The organism is Ralstonia sp. UBA689 (assembly GCF_002298975.1).
Lineage (GTDB): Bacteria > Pseudomonadota > Gammaproteobacteria > Burkholderiales > Burkholderiaceae > Ralstonia.
This window is the reverse complement of the sequence record NZ_DBMV01000031.1, coordinates 66,693-89,209: the sequence shown is the minus strand read 5'-3', so window position 1 is coordinate 89,209 and position 22,517 is coordinate 66,693. Positions and strand designations below refer to the sequence as shown.

Below are 22,517 nucleotides of genomic sequence, written 5' to 3'. Positions count from 1 at the left end.
GTCAACGCCCCCGCACCAGTTGCCATGCGCGCCCCACATAGGTGACCGAGGCCAGCCCGCTCCAGACGTGCACCAGCCGCGTGAACGGGAAGATCAGGAACAGCGTCATCCCCATGAACAGATGCAGCTTGAAGACCAGCGGCACCTCGGCCACATAGCTGGAGGCATCGGCTTGCAGCGTGACGATGTGCTGGGCCCAGGTCATCAGCTGCACCATCACGTGCCCGTCGAGGTGGCCGGCGGAGGTGAGGATGGTCGTGAGGCCGAGCAGCAGCGTGATGAGCAACCAGGTGAGCAGCAGCTTGTCGCCACGGCGCGTGACGGCGCGGATGCGTGGGCTGGACAGGCGCCGATAGATCAGCAGGAGCAGCCCGATCAGGCACAGGCTGCCCAGGATGCCGCCGGCCGTCATGGCCACCAGTTGCTTGACGCTGTGCGGCACGCCCAGGGCATCCCACACCGCCACGGGCGTAAGCAGGCCGGCGAGGTGGCCGAAGAACAGGCCAAGGATGCCCACATGGAACAGCAGGTTGCCCACACGCAGTGTGCCCGTGTGCAGCAACTGTGAGCTGTCGCTTTTCCAGGTGTATTGCTCGCGCTCGAAGCGCAGCAGGCTGCCGAGCAGGAAGATCGTGCCCGCAATGTACGGATAGATGCCGAAGAGCAGGGTGTTGAGCATCGTCATGTCAGGCTCGCATGGGAAGAGGGTTGCGCGGGCGTGGGACGGGCGGCCTTGCGCGGGTGGAATTGCACGGGCTGCTCGGCCGACAGTGCCGGGCGCAGCAGCGGCTCGACACCGTCTGCGCCGGGGCCGAAGTGCTCCATGGCTTCGTCCATGTCGCGGATAGGTGGCTCGGTCAACGGCTGCGGCTGCACGTCGGAGAGCGTCAGCAATACGTCGAAGATGCCGGCGTAGGGCGTGCCGTCGCGCGTCAGGCGCTCGCCAATGGCCGCCAGCACATGAATGGCGTCGCCCAGCAAGGCCGTGGCCTGGGCGCGGTGCCCCGTCGATTCCATATGCCCCAGTACTTCCAGGAACAGCGGCACGTAGTCCGGCAGTTCGCTGTCGGCGGGTTCGACACCGTATTTGCGGTATTCGTCGATCAGGTCGACCATGGCCTGGCCACGGTCCCGGCTCTCTCCGTGCACGTGCTCGAACAGATGCAGTGCGTGCGAGGGGGTGCGGTCGAAGGTGGCAACGTAGTGTTCCTGCAGCGTGATGAGATCGGTATCGCGCAGCGTGGCCAGCAGCGGGGCCAACCGCTCGCGGGCGGCGGGCGTGGCGCCCAGCGCCTGATCGAGTTCGGGCAGAGCATCCAGCAGCTCCGGCTCGGGGTAGGTGAGCAGGACCGAGAGCAAGTGGTACATCGAGGGCGTGGTCATGTGGGTCTCCGGTGGCATCAGGCTGCGCTCTTCTTGCGCGAGACCGGCATGCTGATGGTCGATACGCTGGCCTTCTTGCGCCCGAAGAACGTGCCTTCAGATACGCCGCCCGAGCAGCCGTTGCCGAAGCTGAAGCCGCACGCGCCTTTCTCATCAAAGCTGTCCTGCGTCATCTCCTTGTGCGAGGCCGGGATGACGAAGCGGTCTTCATAGTTGGCAATGGCCATGATCTGGTACATGTTTTCCACCTGCGCGGGTGTGAGGCCGACGCGGCGGAGCACGTCGAGATCTTGCACGCCGTGCACGGTCTGCGCGCGCTTGTACGCGCGCATGGCGAGCATGCGTTCCAGCGCGCTGACCACCGGTACCTCGTCGCCCGCAGTGAGCAGATTGGCGAGATAGCGCACCGGAATGCGCAGGCTCTTCACGTCGGGGATCATCCCGTCCATGCCCATCACGCCGGATTCCGCAGCCGACTGGATCGGCGACAGCGGCGGGATGTACCAGACCATCGGCAGCGTGCGGTACTCGGGGTGCAGCGGGAAGGCCACCTTCCACTCGCAGGCCATCTTGTAGACCGGTGATTTCACGGCCGAGTCGATCCAGCTTTGCGGAATCCCCTGACGCAGCGCTTCGGCCTGGATGGCCGGGTCGTGCGGGTCAAGGAACACGTCGAGTTGCGCGTTGTAGAGGTCCTTCGTGTTCTCCACGCTGGCGGCGGCTTCAATGCGATCCGCGTCATACAACATCACGCCCAGGTAGCGGATGCGGCCCACGCAGGTTTCCGAGCACACCGTCGGCTGACCGGTCTCGATGCGGGGGAAGCAGAAGGTGCACTTCTCGGCCTTGCCGCTCTGCCAGTTGAAGTAGATCTTCTTGTATGGGCAGCCCGACACGCACATGCGCCAGCTGCGGCACTTGTCCTGGTCGACCAGCACAATGCCGTCTTCCTCGCGCTTGTAGACCGAGCCCGATGGGCACGATGCCACGCAGGTCGGGTTCAGGCAGTGCTCGCACAGGCGCGGCAGATACATCATGAAGGTGTTCTCGAAGGTCGAGTACATCTCCTTCTGGATGTCTTCAAAGAGCTGATCGCGGCTGCGCGATTCGAACTCGCCGCCCAGGTCGTCCTCCCAGTTGGGGCCCCACTCGATCTTTTCCATCGTCTTGCCGGTGATGGCCGAGACCGGCCGCGCGGTGGGCGGCGTTTGCGACAGCGGCGCGTTCTGCAGGCGCGCGTAGTCGTAGGTGAAGGGCTCGTAGTAGTCGTCGATCTGCGGCAGGTTCGGGTTGGCGAACAGGTTGGCGAGGATCTTCAACTTGCCGCCCTGGCGCGGGGTGAGCTTGCCGTCGGCGTGGCGTTGCCAGCCGCCTTGCCACTTGTCCTGGTTCTCCCATTGCTTGGGGTAGCCGATGCCGGGCTTGGTCTCGACGTTGTTGAACCAGGCGTATTCCACGCCGTCGCGCGAGGTCCAGACGTTCTTGCACGTCACGGAGCAGGTATGGCAGCCAATGCACTTGTCCAGATTCAAGACCATGGCCACCTGGGCACGGATTTTCATTGCGAGACTCCCGGAAGGCTCTCGGCCAGTTGTTCTTCCATCCAATCGACGCGCTGCATCTTGCGCACGATCACGTATTCATCTCGGTTGCTACCGACCGTGCCGTAGTAGTTGAAGCCGTAGGCCTGCTGCGCGTAGCCGCCGATCATGTGCGTGGGCTTGGTTACGGTGCGTGTGACGGAGTTGTGGATGCCGCCGCGCATGCCGCTGGTCTCGGCGCCGGGCACGTTCACGATCTTTTCCTGGGCGTGGTACATCAGGCACATGCCGCGCGGCACGCGCTGGCTCACCACGAGCCGCGCCGTGAGCGTGCCGTTGACGTTGAAGACCTCCACCCAGTCGTTGTCGCGCAGGCCGGCAGCCTTGGCTTCGGCTTCCGATACCCACACGTGCGGGCCGCCGCGCGAGAGCGTGAGCATGCGCAGGTTGTCGGAATAGGTGGAGTGGATGCCCCACTTCTGGTGCGGCGTGATCCAGTTCAGCACCAGTTCCGGGTTGCCGTTGCTGTGCTTGCCCAGCATCGGCTGCACGGTCTTGGTGTCGATGGGCGGCTTGTACAGGCACGCGCCTTCGCCAAAGTCGAGCATCCAGCGGTGGTCTTGGTAAAACTGCTGGCGGCCGGTGAGGGTGCGCCATGGAATCAGCTCGTGCACGTTGGTGTAGCCCGCGTTGTAGCTGACCTCTTCCGATTCCAGCCCCGACCACGTCGGCGCCGAGATGATCTTGCGCGGCTGCGCCTGCACGTCGCGGAAGCGGATCTTGTCGTGCTCGCGCCCGACGGCCAGATGCGTATGGTCGCGCCCGGTGATCTTGGACAACGCCTCCCACGCCTTGACGGCCACGTGGCCGTTGGTTTCGGGCGCGAAGGTCAGGATCATTTCCGCCGCGTCGGTAGCGGTTTCCAGGCGTGGGCGGCCTTGGCTCACGCCGGGCGTCGTGACCTTGTGGGTCAGGCCGGCCAGCTCGTGCACCTCGTGTTCGGTATTCCAGTTGATGCCCTTGCCGCCGTTGCCCAGCTTGTCGAGCAGCGGGCCGACCGACGTGAACTTGCGATAGATGTCGGCGTAGTTGCGCTCGACCACGGTCATCGCCGGCGCGGTCTTACCCGGGATGAGATCGCACTCGCCGTGCTTCCAGTCCTTGGGCTCGAACGGCTGGCCGAGCTCGCCCGGCGTGTCGTGCATCAGCGGTGTGCACACTAGGTCGTGGCGCGTGCCGAGCATCGGGCCGGCAATCTCCGTGAACTTCTTGGCGATGGCCTTGTAGATTTCCCAGTCTGTCTTGGATTCCCACAGCGGGTGCACCGCTTCCGACAGCGGATGGATGAACGGGTGCATGTCGGACGTGTTCAGGTCGTCCTTCTCGTACCACGTGGCCGTGGGCAGCACGATGTCGCCGTACAGGCAGGTCGTGCTCATGCGGAAGTCGAGCACCGTCAGCAGGTCGAGCTTGCCTTCGGCCGCCTCGCGCACTTCCACTTCCGATGGCTTGATGGCGGCCGCTTCATCGCTGAACAGCGCGTTCTGCGTGCCGAGCAGGTACTTGAGGAAGTATTCGTGCCCCTTGCCCGAGCTGCCGAGAATGTTCGAGCGCCAGACGAACATGTTGCGCGGGAAGTTGTCCGGGTGGTCCGGGTCTTCGCAGGCGAAGCGCAGCTTGCCGCTCTTGAGCTGTTCGATCGTGTAGGCCACGGGTTCCCGGCCCGCAGCCTGCGCGGCGGCAGTGACGTCCAGCGGGTTGGCGTTGAGTTGCGGTGCGGAGGGCAGCCAGCCCATGCGCTCGCTCTTGGTGTTCAAGTCCAGCAGCGACTGGCCGGCATAGCGTGCCCGGTCCGCCGTGGGGCTGAGGATTTCGTCCACGGACAACTTCTCGTGCCGCCACTGGCTGGTGTGGCTGTAGAAGAACGACGTCCCGTTCATCTGGCGCGGGGGGCGCGACCAGTCCAGCCCGAAGGCCAGCGGTGCCCAGCCGAACTGTGGACGCAGTTTCTCCTGGCCCACGTAGTGCGCCCAGCCGCCGCCGCTCTGGCCGATGCAGCCGCACATCATCAGCAGGTTGATGATGCCGCGGTAGATCATGTCGTTGTGGTACCAGTGGTTTAGCGCCGCACCGACGATGACCATGCTCTTGCCGTGCGTGTGGTCGGCATTGTCGGCAAACTCGCGCGCCACCTGGATCACCTGCTTGCGCGGCACGCCTGTGTGCTTCTCCTGCCAGGCCGGGGTGTAGGGCACATCGTCATCAAAGCTGGCAGCTACGTTGGGGCCGCCCAGGCCCTGGTCGACGCCGTAGTTGGCCAGTTGCAAGTCATAAACGGTGGCAACGCACGCCGTGGTGCCATCGGCCAGCGTGACGCGCTTGATGGGCACGCGGCGTTTCAACATCGCGTCGTGCTCGCCGCCAAAGTAGGGGAAGCTGACTTCCACCACGTCGTCGTGCTTGTCGACCAGCGAGAGCAGCGGGTCGATTTCCGAGCCGTCGGCGGAATCCTTCAGTTCGAGGTTCCAGCGGCCCACCTTGGCGCCATTGTCGTGCTGGGCTTCGTTCCAGCGCAGGCCGATGGTGCCGTTGGGCACCACCAGCCGGCCCGTCGGCGCGTCGATCAGCAGCGTCTTCCAGTCGGGGTTGTTGGCCTCGCCGTGGTTGCCCGCCAGGTGCGAGGCGCGCAGGAAGTGGTCGGCTGCGTAGCTGCCGTCTGCGGTCTCGCGCAGCAGCACCAGCATCGGCATGTCGGTGTACTGCTTGACGTAGTTGCGGAAGTAGGCCGACTTGCCTGTCGTGTGGAATTCCTTGAGCACCACGTGGCCCATCGCCATGGCCAGCGCGGCGTCGGTGCCCTGTTTTGGGGCGAGCCAGATGTCGCCAAACTTGACCATCTCGCCGTAGTCGGACGAGATGGCCACGGTCTTGGTGCCCTTGTAGCGAACCTCGGTGTAGAAGTGCGCGTCCGGCGTGCGCGTCTGCGGCACGTTGGAGCCCCACACCATCAGGTAGGTCGAGTTGTACCAGTCGGCCGATTCCGGCACGTCGGTCTGCTCGCCCCAGACTTGCGGGCTGGCGGGCGGCAGGTCGCAGTACCAGTCATAGAACGACAGGCATACGCCGCCGATCAGGCTCAGGTAGCGCGCGCCGGCCGCATAGCTGACCATCGACATGGCCGGGATGGGCGAGAAGCCGATCACGCGGTCCGGGCCGTAGCGCTTGATGGTGTACGCATTGGCGGCGGCGATGATCTCGGTGGCGGTGTCCCAATCAGCGCGCACGAAGCCGCCCTGGCCGCGCACGCTCTTGTAGCGCTGGGCCTTCTCGGGGTCCTGGCTGATGGATTCCCAGGCGGCAACCGGGTCCATGGTCTTGCGTGCTTCACGCCACATCGCCATCAACCGGCCGCGAATCAGCGGCGTCTTCACGCGCTGGGCGGAATAGACGTACCAGCTATACGACGCGCCGCGTGGGCAGCCGCGCGGTTCGTGGTTGGGCAGGTCCGGGCGGGTGCGCGGGTAGTCGGTCTGCTGTGTTTCCCACGTGATGAGGCCGTTCTTGACGTAGACCTTCCACGAGCAAGAACCGGTGCAGTTCACGCCGTGGGTGGAGCGCACGATCTTGTCGTGCTGCCAGCGGCTGCGGTAACCGTCTTCCCAGCGGCGGTCTTCATTGACCACAGCGCCGTGCCCATCGGCAAAGGTCGACCGGACGTGGGTGAGGAATTTCAGGCGATCGAGAAAGTGGCTCATGGCGGAGTGACGTGCACGCCAGTTGGCCGGCGCGCAGCGATTGCAGGGATGACGCCAGCTTAAGGATCGTCGCCAGCCGTGCCCATTCATCGGCCGACCTGCCTACGCACTGCAATAGAGGGAGGAAAGTGCGGGGCGCCTCCGCCGGAAGAACTATGCCGAGTGGCCGCAGCGCCCGTGCAACGGGCCGGCTTGATTGGCCTTCCCTTGGTCTGGATCAAGGAGCCCGCGCGCTGAGCGGGTTCATAGTCAGCGCCGTATCCACGGTATCCGCAAGGAGCCTCTCCATGAATGCCCCCACCATCACCCGGCATAGCGCGCTCGAAGACGTGCTGGCCATCGTCACCGGCACGCTCTTTGTGTCGCTCGGCATCACGCTGTTCAAGCAGGGCGGCTTGCTCTCCGGCGGAACGGCGGGCGTGGCGTTCCTGATCCACTACGCCACATCGCTGCCGTTTGGCGTCGTGTTCTTCACCATCAACCTGCCGTTCTATTACCTGGCGGTGCGGCGCATGGGGTGGCGCTTCACGTTCAAGACGTTCTGTGCGGTGGCGCTGGTGTCGTGGCTGAGTGAGGTGCACGCGCATTTCGTGCACCTGGGCACGCTGAACCCGCTATACGCCGGTGTCATCGGTGGCACGTTGATGGGCGTCGGCCTGATCGTGCTGTTTCGCCACCAGGCCAGCCTGGGGGGCGTCAACATCGTCGCGCTATATCTGCAAGACAAGTACGGCATCCGCGCGGGCAAGTTTCAGATGGCGGTGGACGTCGGCATCGTGCTGGCATCGCTGTTCGTTGTCAGCCCGATGGCGCTGGCCGCCTCGCTGGTGGGTGCGGTGGCGCTCAACCTCAGCATTGCGCTGAACCACCGGCCCGGCCGCTACCTGGCGGCGCAAGCCGCCGCTGCCGCTGAACGTGTCGGCGGCAACGGCTCGCCCGGTTCTTCAATGGCTTAGCGCGGCATCGGGGCGTTGCCTAACAAGGCATCGGCGCATTGCGCCGGGCGTAGACCGCCCACGTCACCAGCAGACACAGCACGTAGAAGGCAATGAAGCAGTACAGCGCCGCATTGACCGAGCCCGTCAGTTCCAGCGAGGTGCCGAAGCTCTTCGGGATGAAGAACCCGCCATAAGCGCCGATGGCACCGGTAAAGCCCAGCACGGCGGCCGATTCCTTGCCGGCATCCTGCACGGCCTGGCGTTGCGCAGCTTCATCCTTGCCGCGGGCCGCGCGCTGGTGCTGCGTCAGGAAGATGATCGGGATCATGCGGAAGGTCGAGCCGTTGCCGATGCCGGCCAGCGCAAACAGCACGATGAACATCGCCAGGAAGCCCGCGAAGTTGCCGGCGCTGCCCTCAGCGGGCAGGAACATCAGCACGCCAAGCACGGCGGCGATCATGCCGGCGAACGTCCACAGCGTGACGCGCGCGCCGCCGACCTTGTCTGATATCCACCCGCCCACGGGCCGGGTCAGCGCACCCGCCAGGGGCCCGAGGAAGACGTAGGTGGTCGGGTTGACGCTCGGGAACTGCGACTTGGTCAGCAGGGCCAGCCCGGCCGAGAAGCCGATGAACGAGCCGAAGGTGCCGACATACAGCAGGCACATCAGCCAGTTGTGGGTGCGCTTGAAGATCACGGCCTGATCTGCAAAGGATGCACGGGCATCGGCAATGTCATGCATGCCGAACCAGGCCGCAACCGTGGCCACCAGAATGAATGGCACCCAGAGGAAGCCCGCGTTTTGCAGCCACAAGCTGCGCTCGACACCGCCTGCCGTGTAGGTTTGCGGGTCTCCGCCCAGCGCGCCGAACACGCCCACCGAGATCACCAGCGGCGTGACGAATTGCACCACCGACACCCCCAGGTTGCCGATGCCGGCATTGAGCCCCGTTGCCAGCCCCTTCTTCTGCTTGGGGAAGAAGAAGCTGATGTTGGCCATCGACGAGCTGAAATTGCCGCCGCCCAGGCCGCACAGCAGCGCCAGCACCAGCAGGGTCGGGTAGCTCGTCTGCGGATCGCGCAGCGCGAAGCCCATGCCCAGTGCGGGAATCAGCAGGCTGGCGGTGGACATCGCCGTCCAGCGCCGCCCGCCGAAGATTGGCACCAGGAACGAATAGAAGATGCGCAAGGTGGCACCCGACAGCGCCGGCAGCGCGGTGAGCCAGAACATCTGGTTCTTGGTCAGCACAAAGCCGGCCTTGTCGAGGTTGACTACCACCACGCTCCACAAGGACCAGATCGCAAACGCGATCATCAGGGCGGGAATGGAGATCCACAGGTTGCGATACGCCACCGATTGGCCGGTGGCGCGCCAGAACGAGGGGTTCTCCGGCTCCCAGTGGGTGAGGACGTTTGAAGTCATGATGAGCTCCAGCAAAGCCGCGCCAGGCCGGCGCGGCGCAATCAAGGATCAGGCGGCGCGTTGGGCGAGTGCGGCGTGCGGGGCTTGTGCGGCGGCCGTGGTGGCCTGCGCGCTGTTGCGGAAGCTGAAGTGCATCCACACCAGGCTCACGCAAACGGCGCCGTACAGCAACATGAAGCAGGTGGAATGGATGCCCGTGAGGTCGACCAGCACGCCGAACAGGATCGGCAGCACGAACCCCGCCAGGCCACCGGCCAGACCCACGGCGCCAGAAACCGCGCCGATGTTGTCGGTGAAATCGTTGGAGATGAACTTGAAGACCGAAGCCTTGCCGATGGCCATTGCTACGCCCACCACGCCCATCAGCACGGTGAACATCACGGGCGACAGGCCGATGTGGAAATCCAGAGGGCCATGTGTGCTGTTGATGGTGAGCTGCGTTGGCGGATAGCTCAGCAGGAAGAACGCCACCCAGCACACCCACATCACCGCCCAGGTGGTGCGGTAGGCGCCGTAGCGGTCTGACAGCCAGCCGCCCACCGCGCGCAGCACGCCGCCCGGCAGCGAAAAGCAGGCTGCCAGGAACGCCGCGGTCTTGATCGAGAAGCCGTATTCCGAGACGTAGTAGCGCGTGAGCCACAGCGACAGCCCTACGTATCCGCCGAACACCACGGAGTAATACTGCGCATAGCGCCAGACGCGCGGGTCTTTCATCACGCGCAACTGCTCGCCCAGCGAGACGGATTTGCCCGTGGCGTGCGCCGGGTTGGTGGCCGAGCCGAACCAGAACAGCAGCGCGGTGATGAGCATGGCAACCGCATACACGCGCGGCACCACGGTCCACGTGCCGGCGGCAAGCACCAGCGCTGGCGCAACGAACTTGTTGAGTGCCGCGCCCGCGTTGCCTGCACCGAAGATGCCCATGGCAAAGCCTTGGCGCTTCTTGGGGAACCAGCGTGCGACGTATGGCGTGCCCACCGAGAACGACCCGCCGACCAGGCCCACCAGCGCGCCGAGCAGCAGGAACTGCCAGAGGCGCGTAGCATCGGCAACAAACCAGATCGGCACAACCGTTGCCAGCATCAGCAGGAAGAACACGATGCGCCCGCCGAAGCGGTCCGTCCACATGCCCAGCGGCACGCGCACCAGCGAGCCCGTCAACACGGGCATCGAGGCAATCAGCCCGAATTCGGTTTCGGAAAGCCCCAGTTGTTTCTGCAGCGGAATCCCGAGGATGGCGAACATCGTCCACACCGCAAAGCAGATGGTGAAGGCGAAGGTGCTGGAAGCCAGTACCAGGTAGGCGCGTGGCGCGACGACGGTTTGCGGTACGGCGGATTGAGAGTGGACGGTAGCGGTGGACATGTCTGACCCAGTGCTCGAATTGGCAAGGCCAGCGTAGGGCCGCCACCCGCGTGCGTCTATTCGTCGCTGGAGGAGGGCGTGCGTGCCCAAGGCGGGTCGACCGGGCTAGTTCCTTCGACAGGGGCGACGCTTGCGGAACCCGGATGTTGCCCATCGTTGAAGCCGATCTCGTTGGAGCCTTAATGCACATCAAACAGGCGCTGTCCCGCTTCGGCTAGCGTGAGGACACTGACATCGGCCACCCATGACACAACCTGCCCCAACGCTCTTCTACGAACGCATGCCCGCCCCGGGCGTCGTGTTCGGCTGTCTGCTGCCCGTGCCGTGGGTCGGCGCGGCGGCGGGGTTGCTGCTGGCGTTTGGGCCTGCGAATGGATTGCCGGATCGCTTTGCACCGCTCACGCTGGCGCTGGTTCACGCGCTGGCCGTGGGGACGTTGCTGCCCGCAATGCTGGGCGCGCTCTTTCAGTTGTTTCCCGTGGTGGCGGGTGTGCCGGTGCCGGGTGCGCGTTGGGTCTCGCCCTGCGTGGCCGCAACCTGTGTGGCGACGGCGGTTGCGCTGGACGCGGGCTTTCTTGGGGTGGGGCGTTCCGCCTTTGCGCTGGCAGCGTGGTTTGGCGCACCGCTGCTGGCCATTCCAGCCGCCTTGCTGATCCTGGCAGGCTTGCGTGTCGGCCAGACACATGCGGCGCAAGCCGCGCCCGGCACGGTACGCACCTTGCGCCGCATTGGCTGGGCTCTGCTGTTGACGCTGACCAGCGGCGCAACCCTTAGCACGGTGCTTGGTTTGGGGATGTTCGCGCCGCCACCGGTGCTTCTGGATTTGCATGTCGGCTGGGGGCTGGGCGGTTGGCTGGCAACATTGCTGGCCGGTGTAGCGTCAACGGTGCTGCCGATGTTCTGGCAGACGCGGCGTCTGCCGATCCGCTGGCAACGGTGGATGCCGGGCTGGCTGTGGGCGCCGCTGCTGCTGGGCAGCGCAATTGGCTGGCTGGGTGGCGCGGCGCTCTGGCAGACGTGGGCGTGGCTCGCGCTGGGTGCGTTGTCGGCCGTCGGGCTGCGGGCGGTGTACGGCGCACGGCGCAGGCACGATCCGGGCTGGCCGCTGTGGCTGGGCGCGACGGGCTCCTGGCTGACGGTGGCTGTGCTCGGTCTGGCGGCACGCTGGTTGCCGACGGGTTGGCCGGTTGCCTGGTGGATGGGCGTGTTGGCTCTGGTGGGTGGCGGTGTGCTGCCGATCAACGCCATGCTCGGCAAGATCATCCCCTTCATGGTGTGGATGCATTTGCGCAGGCGCGTGCCGCGGCACGTACGGTTGCCCGCCATGCAGACCTTGATTGGCGAGCGGCAGCAGCACTGGCATGCCCGTGTCCTGCTGCTTGCGTTGGCAGGGTTGCTGCTGGTACCGCTGCACCCCGGGGCGATGACCGTACCGGCCGGAGGGCTGTTCGCGCTGTCGCAACTCTGGCTGGGGGGGCAACTGTGCCGTGCGTTGCTGATCTTCCGGCAGGTCTCCCGAGCTTTTGCGCACGCACGACCGAACGCTTGATCGAACGCAAAACCACACTGGCAGACACATCGCAGACTGCCGGCATGACACCGACCACACCCGCCATTGAACTGGTGGCCCCCGCAGGTAGCCTTGCCGCGCTCAAGGCTGCCCTGAGCGCCGGGGCCGACACCGTCTACCTTGGTCTGAAGAACGCCACCAACGCGCGCAACTTCGCCGGCCTTAATTTCACCGAGGCGGATATCCGCACGGGCGTCGAGCTGGCGCACAGCATGGGCAGGCAGGTCCTGTTTGCCATCAACACGTTTCCGCAGGCCGGCCGGGGCATCGAGTGGCGCATGGCCATCGACGCGGCCTACATGCTGGGCGCCGATGCCGTGATCCTGGCCGACCCTGGGCTGATGGCCTATGCGCGTGACCGCTATCCCGAGCTGCGGCTGCACTTGTCCGTGCAGGGCTCGGCCACGCACGCAGATGCCATCGAGTTGATGCGCGAGCAGTTCGGTATCCACCGCGCGGTGCTGCCGCGCGTGCTGACGCTGGCTGAGGTGGAGCGCGTGATCCGGCAGACCTCGATGCAGATCGAGGTATTCGGCTTTGGCAGCCTGTGCGTGATGGCCGAAGGGCGCTGCCTGCTGTCGTCATACGCCACGGGCGATTCGCCCAACAACAAGGGCGTGTGTTCCCCCGCGCATGCGGTGCGCTGGATGGAGCGTGACGGCAACCTCGACGCGCGCCTGAACGACATCCTGATCGACCGCTACGCACCCGGAGAGGCGGCGGGGTATCCGACGCTGTGCAAGGGCCGCTTCCTGGTCGATGGCGAGGTCGATCATGTACTGGAAGAGCCGACCAGCCTGAACGCGTTGAGCCTGCTGCCGAGGCTGATCGGCATGGGGGTGGCGGCCATCAAGATCGAAGGGCGCCAGCGCAGCCCGGCCTACGTTGCGCAGGTGGTAGCCACGCTGCGTGCTGCGCTGGATGCGGCGCTGGCGGACCCGGCCCGCTTCTCGGCCAAGCCGGACTGGCAAGCCGCGCTCGTACGGCATGCCGAAGGGGCACACGTGACACAGGGTGCCTTCGATCGTCCCTGGAAATAGGCGTTTTCTCCGGCACATCATGTCCTACCAAATCTCATTGGGGCCGCTGCTTTACTACTGGCCACGTCAAAACACGCTGGATTTCTATGCCGAGGTGGCGGCCAGCCCGGTCGATATCGTCTACCTGGGCGAAACCGTCTGCAGCCGCCGCCACGAACTGCGCACCGAAGACTGGCTGGCGCTTGCCGCCATGCTGCGCGCGGCAGGCAAATCCGTCGTCTTGTCCACGCGCACGCTCATCGAAACCAGCACCGAGGCGCGCGCGCTGCGCCAGCTTTGCCAGCAGGACGACTGGCTCGTGGAGGTCGGCGAGCTTGGCGCCGTGCGGCTTCTGGGCGGGCGGCCGTTTGTGGCCGGGCCGCACTGCAATGGCTACTACGGTGCCACGCTCGAATGGCTGGCCGGGCTGGGCGCAATACGCGCGGTCATGCCGCTGGAAATGAGTCAGGCCACCCTGGCTGAGCTGATGCGCGAGAAGCCCAGTGCATTGGAGATCGAAGCCATGGTGTGGGGGCGGCTGCCGCTGGCGTTTTCTGCGCGCTGCTTCACGGCGCGGCACTTCCGCCTCAACAAGGACGAATGCGGCTTTCGCTGCATCGAGCATCCCGACGGCCTTGCGGTGCGCACGCGCGAGGGACAGGAGTTTCTCGCCATCAACGGTATCCAGACACAGTCTGGGCAGTGCCTGGATGTGCTGGACCAGGCCCCGGCGTTGTCGGCCCTGGGCGTGAATGTGTTGCGCGTGAGCCCGCAATCGCGCGGCACGCTCGAAGCAGTTGCCGCGCTGGATGCCCTGCGCCAAGGCAAGCCTGCCCCCGAGGTGCAGCCGCCAGATGGCATCGGCCGCTGTAACGGCTACTGGCATGGCCGATCCGGCATCGAATGGCTGGAGTCGCAGGCATGATGCTGCGTCCACCCGCCATCCTCGTACGGTTTGCGCGCCGCTTGCCGGAGCCGCTGACCTCCTTGCCGTTCGTGCTGGGGCTTGACGCGGCGCGGCGCCTGTCGTGGCTGACGCCGCCGCCCGAACTTGATGGGCGGCGCTTTGCCATCACGGTGGAAGACCTGGGCCTGCGCGCATGCTTCTGCTGCCGTAATGGCGCATTCCATCGGCTATCCGGGCAGGCGCCGGAGCTGGAGTTGCGAGCAGACGTTGGCGACTTCCTGGCGCTCATGCGCGGCACTGCCGATGCCGACACGCTGTTCTTCCAGCGCCGCCTCAAAATTGCCGGAGATACCGAGCTGGGGCTGATCGTCAAGAACTGGCTCGATGCCGCTTCGCGGCCGGCGTGGCTGGCGCGGTGGCAGTCGCGCTAGCGCACATTGCCCAGTCACGCGGAGGGAGGGTTTGCCATGTCGTCGCATCATTTGCCGCTGGTCTATGCATGCTCGGGGTGTTCGAGCGTGGCACAGGCGGCCAACCGCCTGGCTGTTGATCTCGACCGCAGCGGCCGGGCAGAGATGTCTTGCATCAGTGGCGTGGGCGGTGGCGTGCATGCGCTCGTCAAGACCGCGCGCAGCGGGCGGCCGATCCTGGCACTCGACGGTTGTGCACTGGCCTGCGTCAAGGCATGCTTGGCGACGGCCGGCGTGACCGCCGACGTGCATCTGATACTCAACCAGCTCGGTGCCAGAAAGCGGTATCACGCCGATTGCAGCGAGGACGAACTCGTCGCCGCCGCCGCGCTGGTGGATGAGGCGGTCGATACGCTCCAGCGCAAGATCGACGCCGCAGGCGCTGCGGAGCCCGCTTCGCTGTCCGCGTCTGAGGGTTGATTTGCGCCACGGCTTCGCGCCGTGGCCCGCAATTTCATGTTCGGGGCCGTACCCCCGTAATCGCTTACCCAGCCTGCAACTGACGCTGCAGGGCGGTGGTGCAGGGGATGACCACGTCACGCCCATCAACCAGGATCAGCCCATCTCGAATCAACTGCTGCAACACGCGCGAGAGCGTGGCGGGCGCCAGTCCCAGCTTGGACGCCACCAGGCTCTTGCTGCATGGAAAGCGCGCCCGGTCCAGCTTGCGTGGCAGTGAGAGCAGATAGCCGATCAGACGCTCATTGGCGCTTTGCAGCTTGACGGTCTCGATGTCGCGCATCAGCGTGTGCAGCCGTGAAGACAGGCCCGCGAGCATCTGGCGCGCCAGGTGCGGGTGGACGTCAAGCGCGGCATCGATGGCCGGCTTGCCGATCCAGACCAGCAGGCTGTCTTCCATGGCCTGGGCATCGGCCGCATAGGGCTGGTTGATGAACATGAAGGGCTCGCCAAAGCACTGGCCCGGCCCGAAGAATTCGATCACCTTGCGCTGCCCGTGCGGCCCCGGCAGCACCAGCTTGATCGCACCGACGGCCACGACATAGAAGCCGTCGGCACGATCGCCGTGGTTGAAAACGAAGTCATGGCGCGCAATGCGCAGTTGGCGGCAGTCGCGTGCCAGCACCGCCATGTCGTCGGTATCGAAGTCCTGGAACAGAGCGGTGTGTTTGAGCAGGCTGCCAATATCGACGGTCTCGGACATGGTGTCACCGGCAGGAGAAAGAAGTGAAGCAGGCGGCCAATGCACCTTGCGTGCGTTCGCTCGGCAACGTGATGACCGGGGTCCCGGGGGCACTTCGATAGGCTTGTATTGCATAGTGTTTCACGCCGCGCAGGCTCAGGTCTTGCGCCAGCGCAAGGAGTTGCGGCTCGGGCAGCCAGCTCGGGTCCCACGTGGTGCGGCACTCGAATGCGCAGCCGCTGCGCAGCAGCAAGTCAAGGCAGGCATCGACCGGCGCAGCGCTGCCGCGGCGGCCCGTCAGTGCGTCATAGCGCGGCGCGGTGGTCTTGATGTCGAGACCCACCCAGTCCACCAGCGGCAGCGCGTCTGCCAGGTGCGCCGGGTAGATGCCGCCGGTGTGCAGCCCCACCTTGAAGCCGAGCGACCGCACGGCGCGCATCAGTTGCGGCAGACGTGGCTCGCTCAGGGGTTCGCCGCCGGAGAACACCACAGCATCGAGCAAGCCCTGGCGGCGCTGCAGGAAGGTCAGTACGTCGTCCCAATCCAGCGTGCGCGCGCGCGTCTGCAGGTGCGGGTTGTGGCAGTAGTGGCAGCGCCACGGGCAGCCCGCAATGAACACCACCGCCGCCAGTTGCCCCGGCCAGTCGACGCTGGAAAACGGCGTCAGGCCGCCGATGGCCGGCGGCGGGCAGCGTGGTGGCTCAGCGGGCGCGTTCTTCAACAAAGAAGCGGCGTTCACGGAATTCCCCTTGCTTGCCGATGTTGAACGAGCTGACGGGCCGGTGATAGCCCATCACGCGGGTCCAGATTTCGCATCGGGTGCGCTGGCTGTCGTCCAGTTGAACGGCGGGTGTGGAAGTTTGGGTGAGTGTGCTCATACGGATGCTCCTTCGTGGGTGACATGGGTGGAAGAACCGGAGGTGTCTGCCGTTGCACAACCGCAAGCGCTGGGAGCCTGACGCGCCAGCAGTTCGGCATCGCACTTCGGGCAGAACGCGTGCTGGCCCGACAGGTAGCCGTGCTTTGGGCAGATCGAAAACGTCGGGGTGATGGTGATATACGGCAGGCGGAAATTCGCCAAGGCTCGGCGCACCAGTTCCCGGCAGGCCTCGGGCGAGGAGATCGCCTCGTTCATGTACAGGTGCAGCACCGTGCCGCCGGTGTACTTGCTCTGCAAGGTTTCCTGACGCGCCAGTGCCTCGAACGGGTCGTCGGTGTAGCCGACCGGCAACTGGCTGGAGTTGGTGTAGTACGGCTGGTCCGTCGTGCCGGCCTGCAGGATGGCGGGCCAGCGCTTGTGGTCTTCGCGGGCAAATCGGTAGGTCGTGCCCTCGGCGGGCGTGGCCTCCAGGTTGTAGAGATGGCCTGTGGCCTCCTGGAATTCCGTGATGCGTTGGCGCACGTGGTCGAGCAGGCGCACCGCCATGGCGTGACCGGCGGGCGTGGTGAGGTCATCGGCATCGCCGCTGAAGTTGCGGACCATTTCGTTGATGCCGTTCACGCCCAACGTGCTGAAGTGATTGCGCAGCGTGCCCAGGTAGCGTCGCGTGTATGGATACAGCCCCTGGTCGATCAGCCGCTGCACGAACTTGCGTTTGACCTCCAGCACGTCGCGGCCGAGTGCGAGCAGGGTGTCCAGCCGCGCCAGCAGCGCGGCCTCGTCGCCCGCATAAAGGTGGCCAAGTCGCGCGCAATTGACGGTGACCACGCCAATCGACCCGGTCTGCTCGGCAGACCCGAACAACCCGTTGCCCCGCTTGAGCAGTTCGCGCAGGTCGAGCTGCAAGCGGCAGCACATCGAGCGCACCATGTGCGGTTCCAGGTCGGAGTTGAGGAAGTTCTGGAAGTACGGTAGCCCGTACTTGGCCGTCATCTCGAACAGCAGTGTGGTGTTGGTGTGCTCCCAATCGAAATCGGGCGTGATGTTGTAGGTCGGGATCGGGAAGGTGAACGCGCGGCCCTTGGCATCGCCGGCCATCATGACTTCGATGTAGGCGCGGTTGATCATGTCCATCTCGGGCTGCAGATCGCCGTAGGTGAAGAGCATCTCCTCGCCGCCGATGTAGGGGATCTGCTCGCGCAGGTCGGCCGGGCACGTCCAGTCAAACGTGAGGTTGGTGAACGGCGTTTGCGTGCCCCAGCGGCTGGGGACGTTCAAGTTGTAGATCAGCTCCTGCATGGCCTGCTTGACGGCCGCGTAGGACATGGCGTCGCGGCGGATGAACGGCGCCATGTATGTATCGAACGAGCTGAACGCCTGCGCGCCGGCCCACTCGTTCTGCAGCGTGCCGAGAAAGTTGACGATCTGCCCGATGGCCGCCGACATATGGCGCGCCGGCGTGGCCTCTACCTTGCCGGGCACACCGTTGAAACCTTCGGTCAACAACTGGCGCAACGACCACCCCGCGCAGTAGCCCGACAGCATGTCGAGATCATGGATGTGGATGTCGCCCTCGCGGTGCGCGGTGCCGGCCTCGGGGCTGTAGACGTGCGACAGCCAATAGTTGGCGGTGACCTTGCCCGCCACGTTCAGGATCAGCCCGCCCAGGCTGTAGCCCTGATTGGCGTTGGCGTTGACGCGCCAGTCGCGCTGTTCGAGGTACTCGTCCATCGTGCTTTCGACGTCGACCAGCGTGTGCTTGAGCGCGCGCAGGCGGGCATGTTGCTCGCGATAGACGATGTACGCGCGTGCCGTGCGCCAGTAGCCGGCGGCAACCAGCGTTTCTTCGACGCGGTTCTGGATGACCTCGATGCTTGGGCAGTCCAGTGCGCTCACTTGCTCGACCACGCGCGCGCTCAGGCGCTGCGCTTCCTGCGTGTCGAATTCCCCCGTCGCCTGGCCCGCCGCAGCGATGGCCCGTTCAATCTTCTTCCCGTCGAACGCGGCCAATGATCCATCGCGTTTGGTGACCTGTGTGCACGCCATAAGACCCCCTACATATAGTGGTATGTGGGTAAGGCTAGCACTAGATGTTGTGGTTGGAGGTGCCTGCTTGCGCGGATTTTCGATTCTGTTGACGGCAGTCAATCGCACACGGGTGCGGGCCCCAAAGCCCATGTCGAGAGCAGGGGCGCATGCCTTGCCGTGTTGCCACTCACACGATCAAGGGCTCGACGATCGCGTGAGCAAAAGATCGACTACTTGAGCTCCAGCCGCCGCGCCAGCTTGTGCAGGTTGCTGGCGTCTACGCCAAGTGCACGCGCCGCCTGTGCCCAGTTATTGCTGTGCATGGCCAGCGCTGCCTGGATGCACTGCCGCTGGCAATCGTCAACGGCGTCGCGCAACGTTGTGCCGGGCGTGATGTCCTGCGACGCGTCGAGCGACACTCCGACGGCCGACGCGCCGGGAATGGCCGCCTCGGTATCGAGGTCGAGCAGCTCGGCGCCCAGCGTCACGATGTCGTCGCGGTTGGCACCGCGGCTCAGCACCTTGAGTGCGGCGCGGCTGATGACGTGTTCCAGTTCGCGCACGTTGCCGGGCCACGGATAGCGGCGCAAGGCATGCTCTGCATCGGGGCTGAGCCGCAGGCTGCGCAGGCCGAGGCGTGCACGGTTGTTTTCCAGAAAACGGCCGGCCAGCAGCAGGATGTCGTTGCCGCGCTCACGCAGCGGAGGGATCGGCACCGGATAGACCGACAGCCGGTGATAGAGATCGGCCCGGAACGCGCCATCGCGCACGCGCTCGCGCAGGTTGCGGTTGGTCGCGGCAATCACGCGCACATCGACATGGCGCGGGCGGTCGGCACCGAGCCGCTGGATCTCGCCGTTCTGCAGCGCGCGCAGCAGCTTGGCCTGCACCGTGAGCGGCAGCTCGCCGACCTCGTCGAGAAACAGCGTTCCGCCGTCCGCAGCCTCAAAGCGGCCTGGGCGCTCACCCACGGCGCCCGAGAATGCGCCCTTGACGTGGCCGAACAGCTCGCTCTCTGCAAGCGACTCCGGCAGCGCCGCGCAATTCACATGCACCAGCGGACGATCGCGACGGCGTGACAGACGATGCAACCGGTGCACAAACAACTCCTTGCCCACGCCGGTCTCACCGAGCACCAGGATCGGCAACTCGGAATCGGCCACCACCTCCAGCTCATGCAGCAACTGATGAATCGCGGGGCTCTGGCCGACGATCTCCCAGTCATCCGCCGCAGCGTCGCCTGCAGGCGAGTCACCGCGCGTGGCGCGCAGCGCGCGGATTTCCTCTTCAAGCCGCGTGGTGCGTGCAGCGGCTTCGATCACGACATTGAGGCGGCGCAGTTCGGCCTGCGCATCCGCGTTGAAGGTACCGACCTTGAGCGCGTCGAGCGTGAGCACGCCCCACAACTGGCCCTCGACCTGCAGGCTGACGCCCATGCAGTCGTGCACCGGCAAGGGCACGCCGGCCTGTTCGTCGATGAGCCCGTCGTAGGGGTCGGGCAAGGTGCTGTCGTGGTGGAAGCACGTCACGCCGCGCCGCGCGAGGATGGCGGCCAGACGCGGATGCTGCCCGACCACAAAGCGCCGGCCCAGCGCGTCGCGCACCAGCCCATCCACCGCAATCGGTCGCAGGTGGTCTTCCTCCAGTTTCAGCAGCGCAACCGCCCCGCAACGGAAGTGTGAGCGCAGGCTGCCGACCAGCCGCTGCATGCGCACTGCCGGCGGCAGATCGGCAACCAGATCGGTGAGGAGCAAGCGGTCGAGCATGGTCTAAATCACCTTAGAAAGGTAAAAAACACCTTCATTTGAAGTGGGTGGATTTTACCCTGTTCGGTTCAACCCTTTGATTTGTCGGGGGAAAAATCTGGCATGCAATTCGCACTAATGCGACATCGCTTTCCCACACACCGATTTTGCATAGGAGCACGTTATGGCGTTACTCGATCAGCCGCTGGGGCAACTGGCCCGCAATATTCCTGGCGCTACGGGCATCTTTCATGAATACCAGCTCGATTTTTGCTGCGGCGGCCAGCACAGCCTGCGTGACGCAGCGCAGGCCAAGGGGATCGACGCCGCACCCATCGTAGAGCGCTTGGAGGCCCTGCACGAAGCAGTGACCCCGGATGAAGCAGTGGACTGGTCCGCCGTGTCGCCAAGCATGTTGATTGACTACATTCTTGAGCGCTTTCACGAGCGCCATCGTGAGCAGTTGCCCGAACTGATTCGCCTGGCGCGCCGGGTTGAGCATGTACATGGCGACCGCCCGGAGTGCCCCACGGGCCTGGGCGATCTGCTGGATGCGATGCGGCAGGAGCTTGAAAGCCACATGCAGAAAGAGGAGCAGATCCTGTTTCCGATGCTGGCACGCGGCCATGGCGTGCGGGCAGGCGGCCCGATTGCCGTGATGCGCATGGAGCATGACCAGCACGGCGAAGCGCTGCAGCAACTGATGACGTTGACCAACGACATCACCTTGCCACGCGGGGCTTGCACGACATGGCGGGCGCTCTATCTCGGTTTGCGCGTGTTCCGCGAAGACCTGATGGAGCACATTCATTTGGAGAACAACGTTTTGTTCGACATCGCTGGCGCGTCAAACTGAGTGTGCTGCAGGCGTCGGTTTGCGCCGCCCCCTGGCCCGCGACACAGTCAATCGCTTCACGGCACCTGGGCAGCGAACAGGGTCAGCATGACCTCGTGCAGGGAGTTTCTGGTGGCGCGGGCTCAGCGTGCGTGGGCTAGATACGCCACCACATCATCCAGCGTCACCAGCCGCGCGTAGTCGGATTCTGGAATCTCGACCTTCAGCTTGTCATGCAGGGCCAGCAGGAAATTGAGCCAGTCCATTGAATCGAGGTCCACCTGCCTGCGCAACGGCCGGTCGGGGCGCAATTGGGCAGCATCGATTTCGGGCGCAATGGCGCGGAGTGCCGCAAGCACGGTCGCGCGGATTTCTGCTTCGTTCATTGGTCGAGTGCCTCCGGATGTTGCAGCAGTTCGCGCAGTTCCGTGAGGAAGAGGGCGCCCCGGTGCCCGTCGGAGACGCGGTGATCGGCCGACAGGCTGGCGGTCACCGCCGGCACGACCTTCAGCCCGCCGTTTTCCGCCCACGGTTGTTCTGTGATACGGCCAAAACCCACCAGCGCAACCTGCGGCGGATAGATGATGCCGAAGACCTGTGCTGCCCCCTGATCACCGAGATTGGTGACGGTGACGGTGGGCGCCGACATCTCGGAGCTTTTCAACGATCCGCCCCGGCATCGCTTGACCAGGTCGGTCAGCTCCTGCATCAACTGTGTGAGGGATTTGGTATCGGCATCCAACAGCGCCGGTGCCATCAATCCGCCTTGTCGCAACGAGATCGCGACGCCGACGTGCACTGCCGCAGCCGCTTCGAAGGCGCCATCGCGAAAGAAGCCGTTGAACTCCGGAAACTGCTTGAGCGAAAGGGCGACGGCCTTGATCAGCATGACCGCCGGCAGCAGGCGTTCAGCCAGTGGGCGCTTGGCGTTCTCCCGTGCGAGCCATGCCAGCATGGCCACCAACGGGATCGTCTCGGCCACGTAGTAATGCGGAATCTCGTGCTTGGAGCGCGTCATGGCGGCAGCGATGGCCTTGCGTATCTCGGCTGATCTGTCGCTTGGCACTGCGCCGCTGCTTCGTGCGGCGTGCTCGACGTCCGCCAGCGTGACCGCACCGCCAGGGCCGCTGCCAGTGATGTTCTCGACATCGATGCCGTGTTCGCGTGCGGCTTTGCGCGCCGCGGGCGAGATCCTGCGACGTCGGCTCGGCCCTGCCTCGGCACCGGCTGCCGTTGGTTTTTCGTGCAGACGCCTGACGGCGCCCGGTGCCTCGCCCGGTTCCAGAAACGTCGCCATCAGCGTCCCCACGGGGATCTTCGCCCCGGGCGCGACCAGCAACTCGGCTACCGTGCCTTCGTGCCAGCTCTCGACATCGATTGCCGCCTTGCTGGTGTCGACCACGGCAATGATCTGGCCTTTCTTCACGGCGTCGCCGGGCTTGATTCGCCATTCGAGCAACGTGCCTTCGTCCATGTCAGCGCCCAGGGCGGGCAGCGTGAACTCGATCATGCGGCCT

The 22,517-nt window shown here is 65.2% G+C and carries 20 protein-coding genes; 7 read left to right on the top strand and 13 right to left on the bottom strand.

What is annotated here, in order from left to right:
• Position 1: 1 nt before the first annotated feature.
• From narI to B4F51_RS14115, 4 genes are read right to left on the bottom strand one after another with little or no spacing between them, the layout of a single operon-like run.
• Positions 2–685 carry a respiratory nitrate reductase subunit gamma gene (gene narI, locus B4F51_RS14130; RefSeq protein ID WP_296226512.1) on the bottom strand — a complete coding sequence of 228 codons (684 nt, stop codon included), beginning with the start codon at positions 683–685 and terminating at the stop codon, positions 2–4.
• Complete coding sequence (gene narJ, locus B4F51_RS14125) at positions 682–1,383, bottom strand: nitrate reductase molybdenum cofactor assembly chaperone (protein ID WP_296226509.1); 702 nt, start codon at positions 1,381–1,383, stop codon at positions 682–684. The genes narI and narJ overlap by 4 nt, the downstream gene beginning before the upstream one ends.
• 17 nt (positions 1,384–1,400) lie before the next feature.
• On the bottom strand, positions 1,401–2,945 hold the full coding sequence (narH, locus tag B4F51_RS14120) for a nitrate reductase subunit beta (RefSeq protein ID WP_296226508.1): 1,545 nt from the start codon (positions 2,943–2,945) through the stop codon (positions 1,401–1,403).
• Positions 2,942–6,679 (bottom strand): nitrate reductase subunit alpha, encoded by a 3,738-nt coding sequence (locus tag B4F51_RS14115; RefSeq protein ID WP_296226506.1) that lies wholly within the window; start codon positions 6,677–6,679, stop codon positions 2,942–2,944. The genes narH and B4F51_RS14115 overlap by 4 nt, the downstream gene beginning before the upstream one ends.
• A gap of 287 nt (positions 6,680–6,966) precedes the next feature.
• Here B4F51_RS14115 and B4F51_RS14110 point away from each other — a divergent pair, with 287 nt between their 5' ends.
• Positions 6,967–7,635: a YitT family protein gene (locus tag B4F51_RS14110; protein WP_296226504.1), complete on the top strand. Its 669-nt coding sequence runs from the start codon at positions 6,967–6,969 to the stop codon at positions 7,633–7,635.
• Between the two features lie 19 nt (positions 7,636–7,654).
• Here the strand turns inward: B4F51_RS14110 and B4F51_RS14105 are convergent, their stop codons facing one another.
• On the bottom strand, positions 7,655–9,040 hold the full coding sequence (locus tag B4F51_RS14105) for a NarK family nitrate/nitrite MFS transporter (RefSeq protein ID WP_296226502.1): 1,386 nt from the start codon (positions 9,038–9,040) through the stop codon (positions 7,655–7,657).
• Between the two features lie 48 nt (positions 9,041–9,088).
• Positions 9,089–10,405, bottom strand: coding sequence for an MFS transporter (locus B4F51_RS14100; protein ID WP_296226500.1), 1,317 nt, complete (start codon positions 10,403–10,405; stop codon positions 9,089–9,091).
• A 244-nt stretch (positions 10,406–10,649) separates the two neighbouring features.
• Between B4F51_RS14100 and B4F51_RS14095 the strand changes: the two genes are divergently transcribed.
• Genes B4F51_RS14095 through B4F51_RS14075 form a run of 5 tightly spaced genes read left to right on the top strand, consistent with a single transcriptional unit; the run spans position 10,650 to position 14,791 of the window.
• Complete coding sequence (locus B4F51_RS14095) at positions 10,650–11,954, top strand: hypothetical protein (protein ID WP_296226498.1); 1,305 nt, start codon at positions 10,650–10,652, stop codon at positions 11,952–11,954.
• Between the two features lie 44 nt (positions 11,955–11,998).
• Positions 11,999–13,015, top strand: a complete 1,017-nt coding sequence (gene ubiU, locus B4F51_RS14090) for a ubiquinone anaerobic biosynthesis protein UbiU (protein ID WP_296226589.1) — start codon at positions 11,999–12,001, stop codon at positions 13,013–13,015.
• 19 nt (positions 13,016–13,034) lie between these two features.
• Positions 13,035–13,919: a U32 family peptidase gene (locus tag B4F51_RS14085; RefSeq protein WP_296226496.1), complete on the top strand. Its 885-nt coding sequence runs from the start codon at positions 13,035–13,037 to the stop codon at positions 13,917–13,919.
• Entirely contained in the window at positions 13,916–14,332 is a 417-nt protein-coding gene (gene ubiT, locus B4F51_RS14080; protein WP_296226494.1) for a ubiquinone anaerobic biosynthesis accessory factor UbiT, read from the top strand. The genes B4F51_RS14085 and ubiT overlap by 4 nt, the downstream gene beginning before the upstream one ends.
• Positions 14,333–14,368: 36 nt before the next feature.
• Positions 14,369–14,791 (top strand): putative zinc-binding protein, encoded by a 423-nt coding sequence (locus B4F51_RS14075; protein ID WP_296226492.1) that lies wholly within the window; start codon positions 14,369–14,371, stop codon positions 14,789–14,791.
• 64 nt (positions 14,792–14,855) lie between these two features.
• Here the strand turns inward: B4F51_RS14075 and B4F51_RS14070 are convergent, their stop codons facing one another.
• The 5 genes from B4F51_RS14070 to norR form a co-directional block, all read right to left on the bottom strand.
• Positions 14,856–15,533: a Crp/Fnr family transcriptional regulator gene (locus B4F51_RS14070; RefSeq protein ID WP_296226490.1), complete on the bottom strand. Its 678-nt coding sequence runs from the start codon at positions 15,531–15,533 to the stop codon at positions 14,856–14,858.
• A 4-nt stretch (positions 15,534–15,537) separates the two neighbouring features.
• On the bottom strand, positions 15,538–16,251 hold the full coding sequence (locus B4F51_RS14065) for an anaerobic ribonucleoside-triphosphate reductase activating protein (protein ID WP_296226488.1): 714 nt from the start codon (positions 16,249–16,251) through the stop codon (positions 15,538–15,540).
• Positions 16,214–16,390, bottom strand: coding sequence for an anaerobic ribonucleoside-triphosphate reductase (gene nrdD, locus B4F51_RS14060; protein ID WP_296226486.1), 177 nt, complete (start codon positions 16,388–16,390; stop codon positions 16,214–16,216). Before nrdD ends, B4F51_RS14065 begins: the two co-directional genes overlap by 38 nt.
• Positions 16,387–18,438 (bottom strand): ribonucleoside triphosphate reductase, encoded by a 2,052-nt coding sequence (locus B4F51_RS14055; RefSeq protein WP_296226484.1) that lies wholly within the window; start codon positions 18,436–18,438, stop codon positions 16,387–16,389. The genes nrdD and B4F51_RS14055 overlap by 4 nt, the downstream gene beginning before the upstream one ends.
• 212 nt (positions 18,439–18,650) lie before the next feature.
• Entirely contained in the window at positions 18,651–20,186 is a 1,536-nt protein-coding gene (norR, locus tag B4F51_RS14050) for a nitric oxide reductase transcriptional regulator NorR (protein WP_296226482.1), read from the bottom strand.
• Positions 20,187–20,349: 163 nt separating this feature from the next.
• Here norR and ytfE point away from each other — a divergent pair, with 163 nt between their 5' ends.
• Positions 20,350–21,021, top strand: coding sequence for an iron-sulfur cluster repair protein YtfE (gene ytfE, locus B4F51_RS14045; RefSeq protein ID WP_296226479.1), 672 nt, complete (start codon positions 20,350–20,352; stop codon positions 21,019–21,021).
• 122 nt (positions 21,022–21,143) lie between these two features.
• Here the strand turns inward: ytfE and B4F51_RS14040 are convergent, their stop codons facing one another.
• Both B4F51_RS14040 and B4F51_RS14035 read right to left on the bottom strand, forming a co-directional pair.
• A complete protein-coding gene (locus B4F51_RS14040; protein ID WP_296226478.1) occupies positions 21,144–21,386 on the bottom strand; it encodes an acyl carrier protein in 243 nt (80 codons plus the stop codon).
• On the bottom strand, positions 21,383–22,510 hold the full coding sequence (locus B4F51_RS14035; RefSeq protein WP_296226476.1) for a dihydrolipoamide acetyltransferase family protein: 1,128 nt from the start codon (positions 22,508–22,510) through the stop codon (positions 21,383–21,385). Before B4F51_RS14035 ends, B4F51_RS14040 begins: the two co-directional genes overlap by 4 nt.
• Between the last annotated feature and the right edge of the window lie 7 nt (positions 22,511–22,517).

Coding starts and splice junctions, on each gene's coding strand:
- B4F51_RS14110 (WP_296226504.1), top strand. CDS start 6,967: ATGAATGCCCCCACCATCACCCGGCATAGCGCGCTCGAAGACGTGCTG.
- ytfE (WP_296226479.1), top strand. CDS start 20,350: ATGGCGTTACTCGATCAGCCGCTGGGGCAACTGGCCCGCAATATTCCT.
- B4F51_RS14070 (WP_296226490.1), bottom strand. CDS start 15,533: ATGTCCGAGACCGTCGATATTGGCAGCCTGCTCAAACACACCGCTCTG.
- B4F51_RS14085 (WP_296226496.1), top strand. CDS start 13,035: ATGTCCTACCAAATCTCATTGGGGCCGCTGCTTTACTACTGGCCACGT.
- B4F51_RS14075 (WP_296226492.1), top strand. CDS start 14,369: ATGTCGTCGCATCATTTGCCGCTGGTCTATGCATGCTCGGGGTGTTCG.
- ubiT (WP_296226494.1), top strand. CDS start 13,916: ATGATGCTGCGTCCACCCGCCATCCTCGTACGGTTTGCGCGCCGCTTG.
- nrdD (WP_296226486.1), bottom strand. CDS start 16,390: ATGAGCACACTCACCCAAACTTCCACACCCGCCGTTCAACTGGACGAC.
- B4F51_RS14100 (WP_296226500.1), bottom strand. CDS start 10,405: ATGTCCACCGCTACCGTCCACTCTCAATCCGCCGTACCGCAAACCGTC.
- B4F51_RS14055 (WP_296226484.1), bottom strand. CDS start 18,438: ATGGCGTGCACACAGGTCACCAAACGCGATGGATCATTGGCCGCGTTC.
- narH (WP_296226508.1), bottom strand. CDS start 2,945: ATGAAAATCCGTGCCCAGGTGGCCATGGTCTTGAATCTGGACAAGTGC.
- ubiU (WP_296226589.1), top strand. CDS start 11,999: ATGACACCGACCACACCCGCCATTGAACTGGTGGCCCCCGCAGGTAGC.
- B4F51_RS14040 (WP_296226478.1), bottom strand. CDS start 21,386: ATGAACGAAGCAGAAATCCGCGCGACCGTGCTTGCGGCACTCCGCGCC.
- B4F51_RS14095 (WP_296226498.1), top strand. CDS start 10,650: ATGACACAACCTGCCCCAACGCTCTTCTACGAACGCATGCCCGCCCCG.
- norR (WP_296226482.1), bottom strand. CDS start 20,186: ATGCTCGACCGCTTGCTCCTCACCGATCTGGTTGCCGATCTGCCGCCG.
- narI (WP_296226512.1), bottom strand. CDS start 685: ATGACGATGCTCAACACCCTGCTCTTCGGCATCTATCCGTACATTGCG.
- B4F51_RS14035 (WP_296226476.1), bottom strand. CDS start 22,510: ATGATCGAGTTCACGCTGCCCGCCCTGGGCGCTGACATGGACGAAGGC.
- B4F51_RS14115 (WP_296226506.1), bottom strand. CDS start 6,679: ATGAGCCACTTTCTCGATCGCCTGAAATTCCTCACCCACGTCCGGTCG.
- narJ (WP_296226509.1), bottom strand. CDS start 1,383: ATGACCACGCCCTCGATGTACCACTTGCTCTCGGTCCTGCTCACCTAC.
- B4F51_RS14105 (WP_296226502.1), bottom strand. CDS start 9,040: ATGACTTCAAACGTCCTCACCCACTGGGAGCCGGAGAACCCCTCGTTC.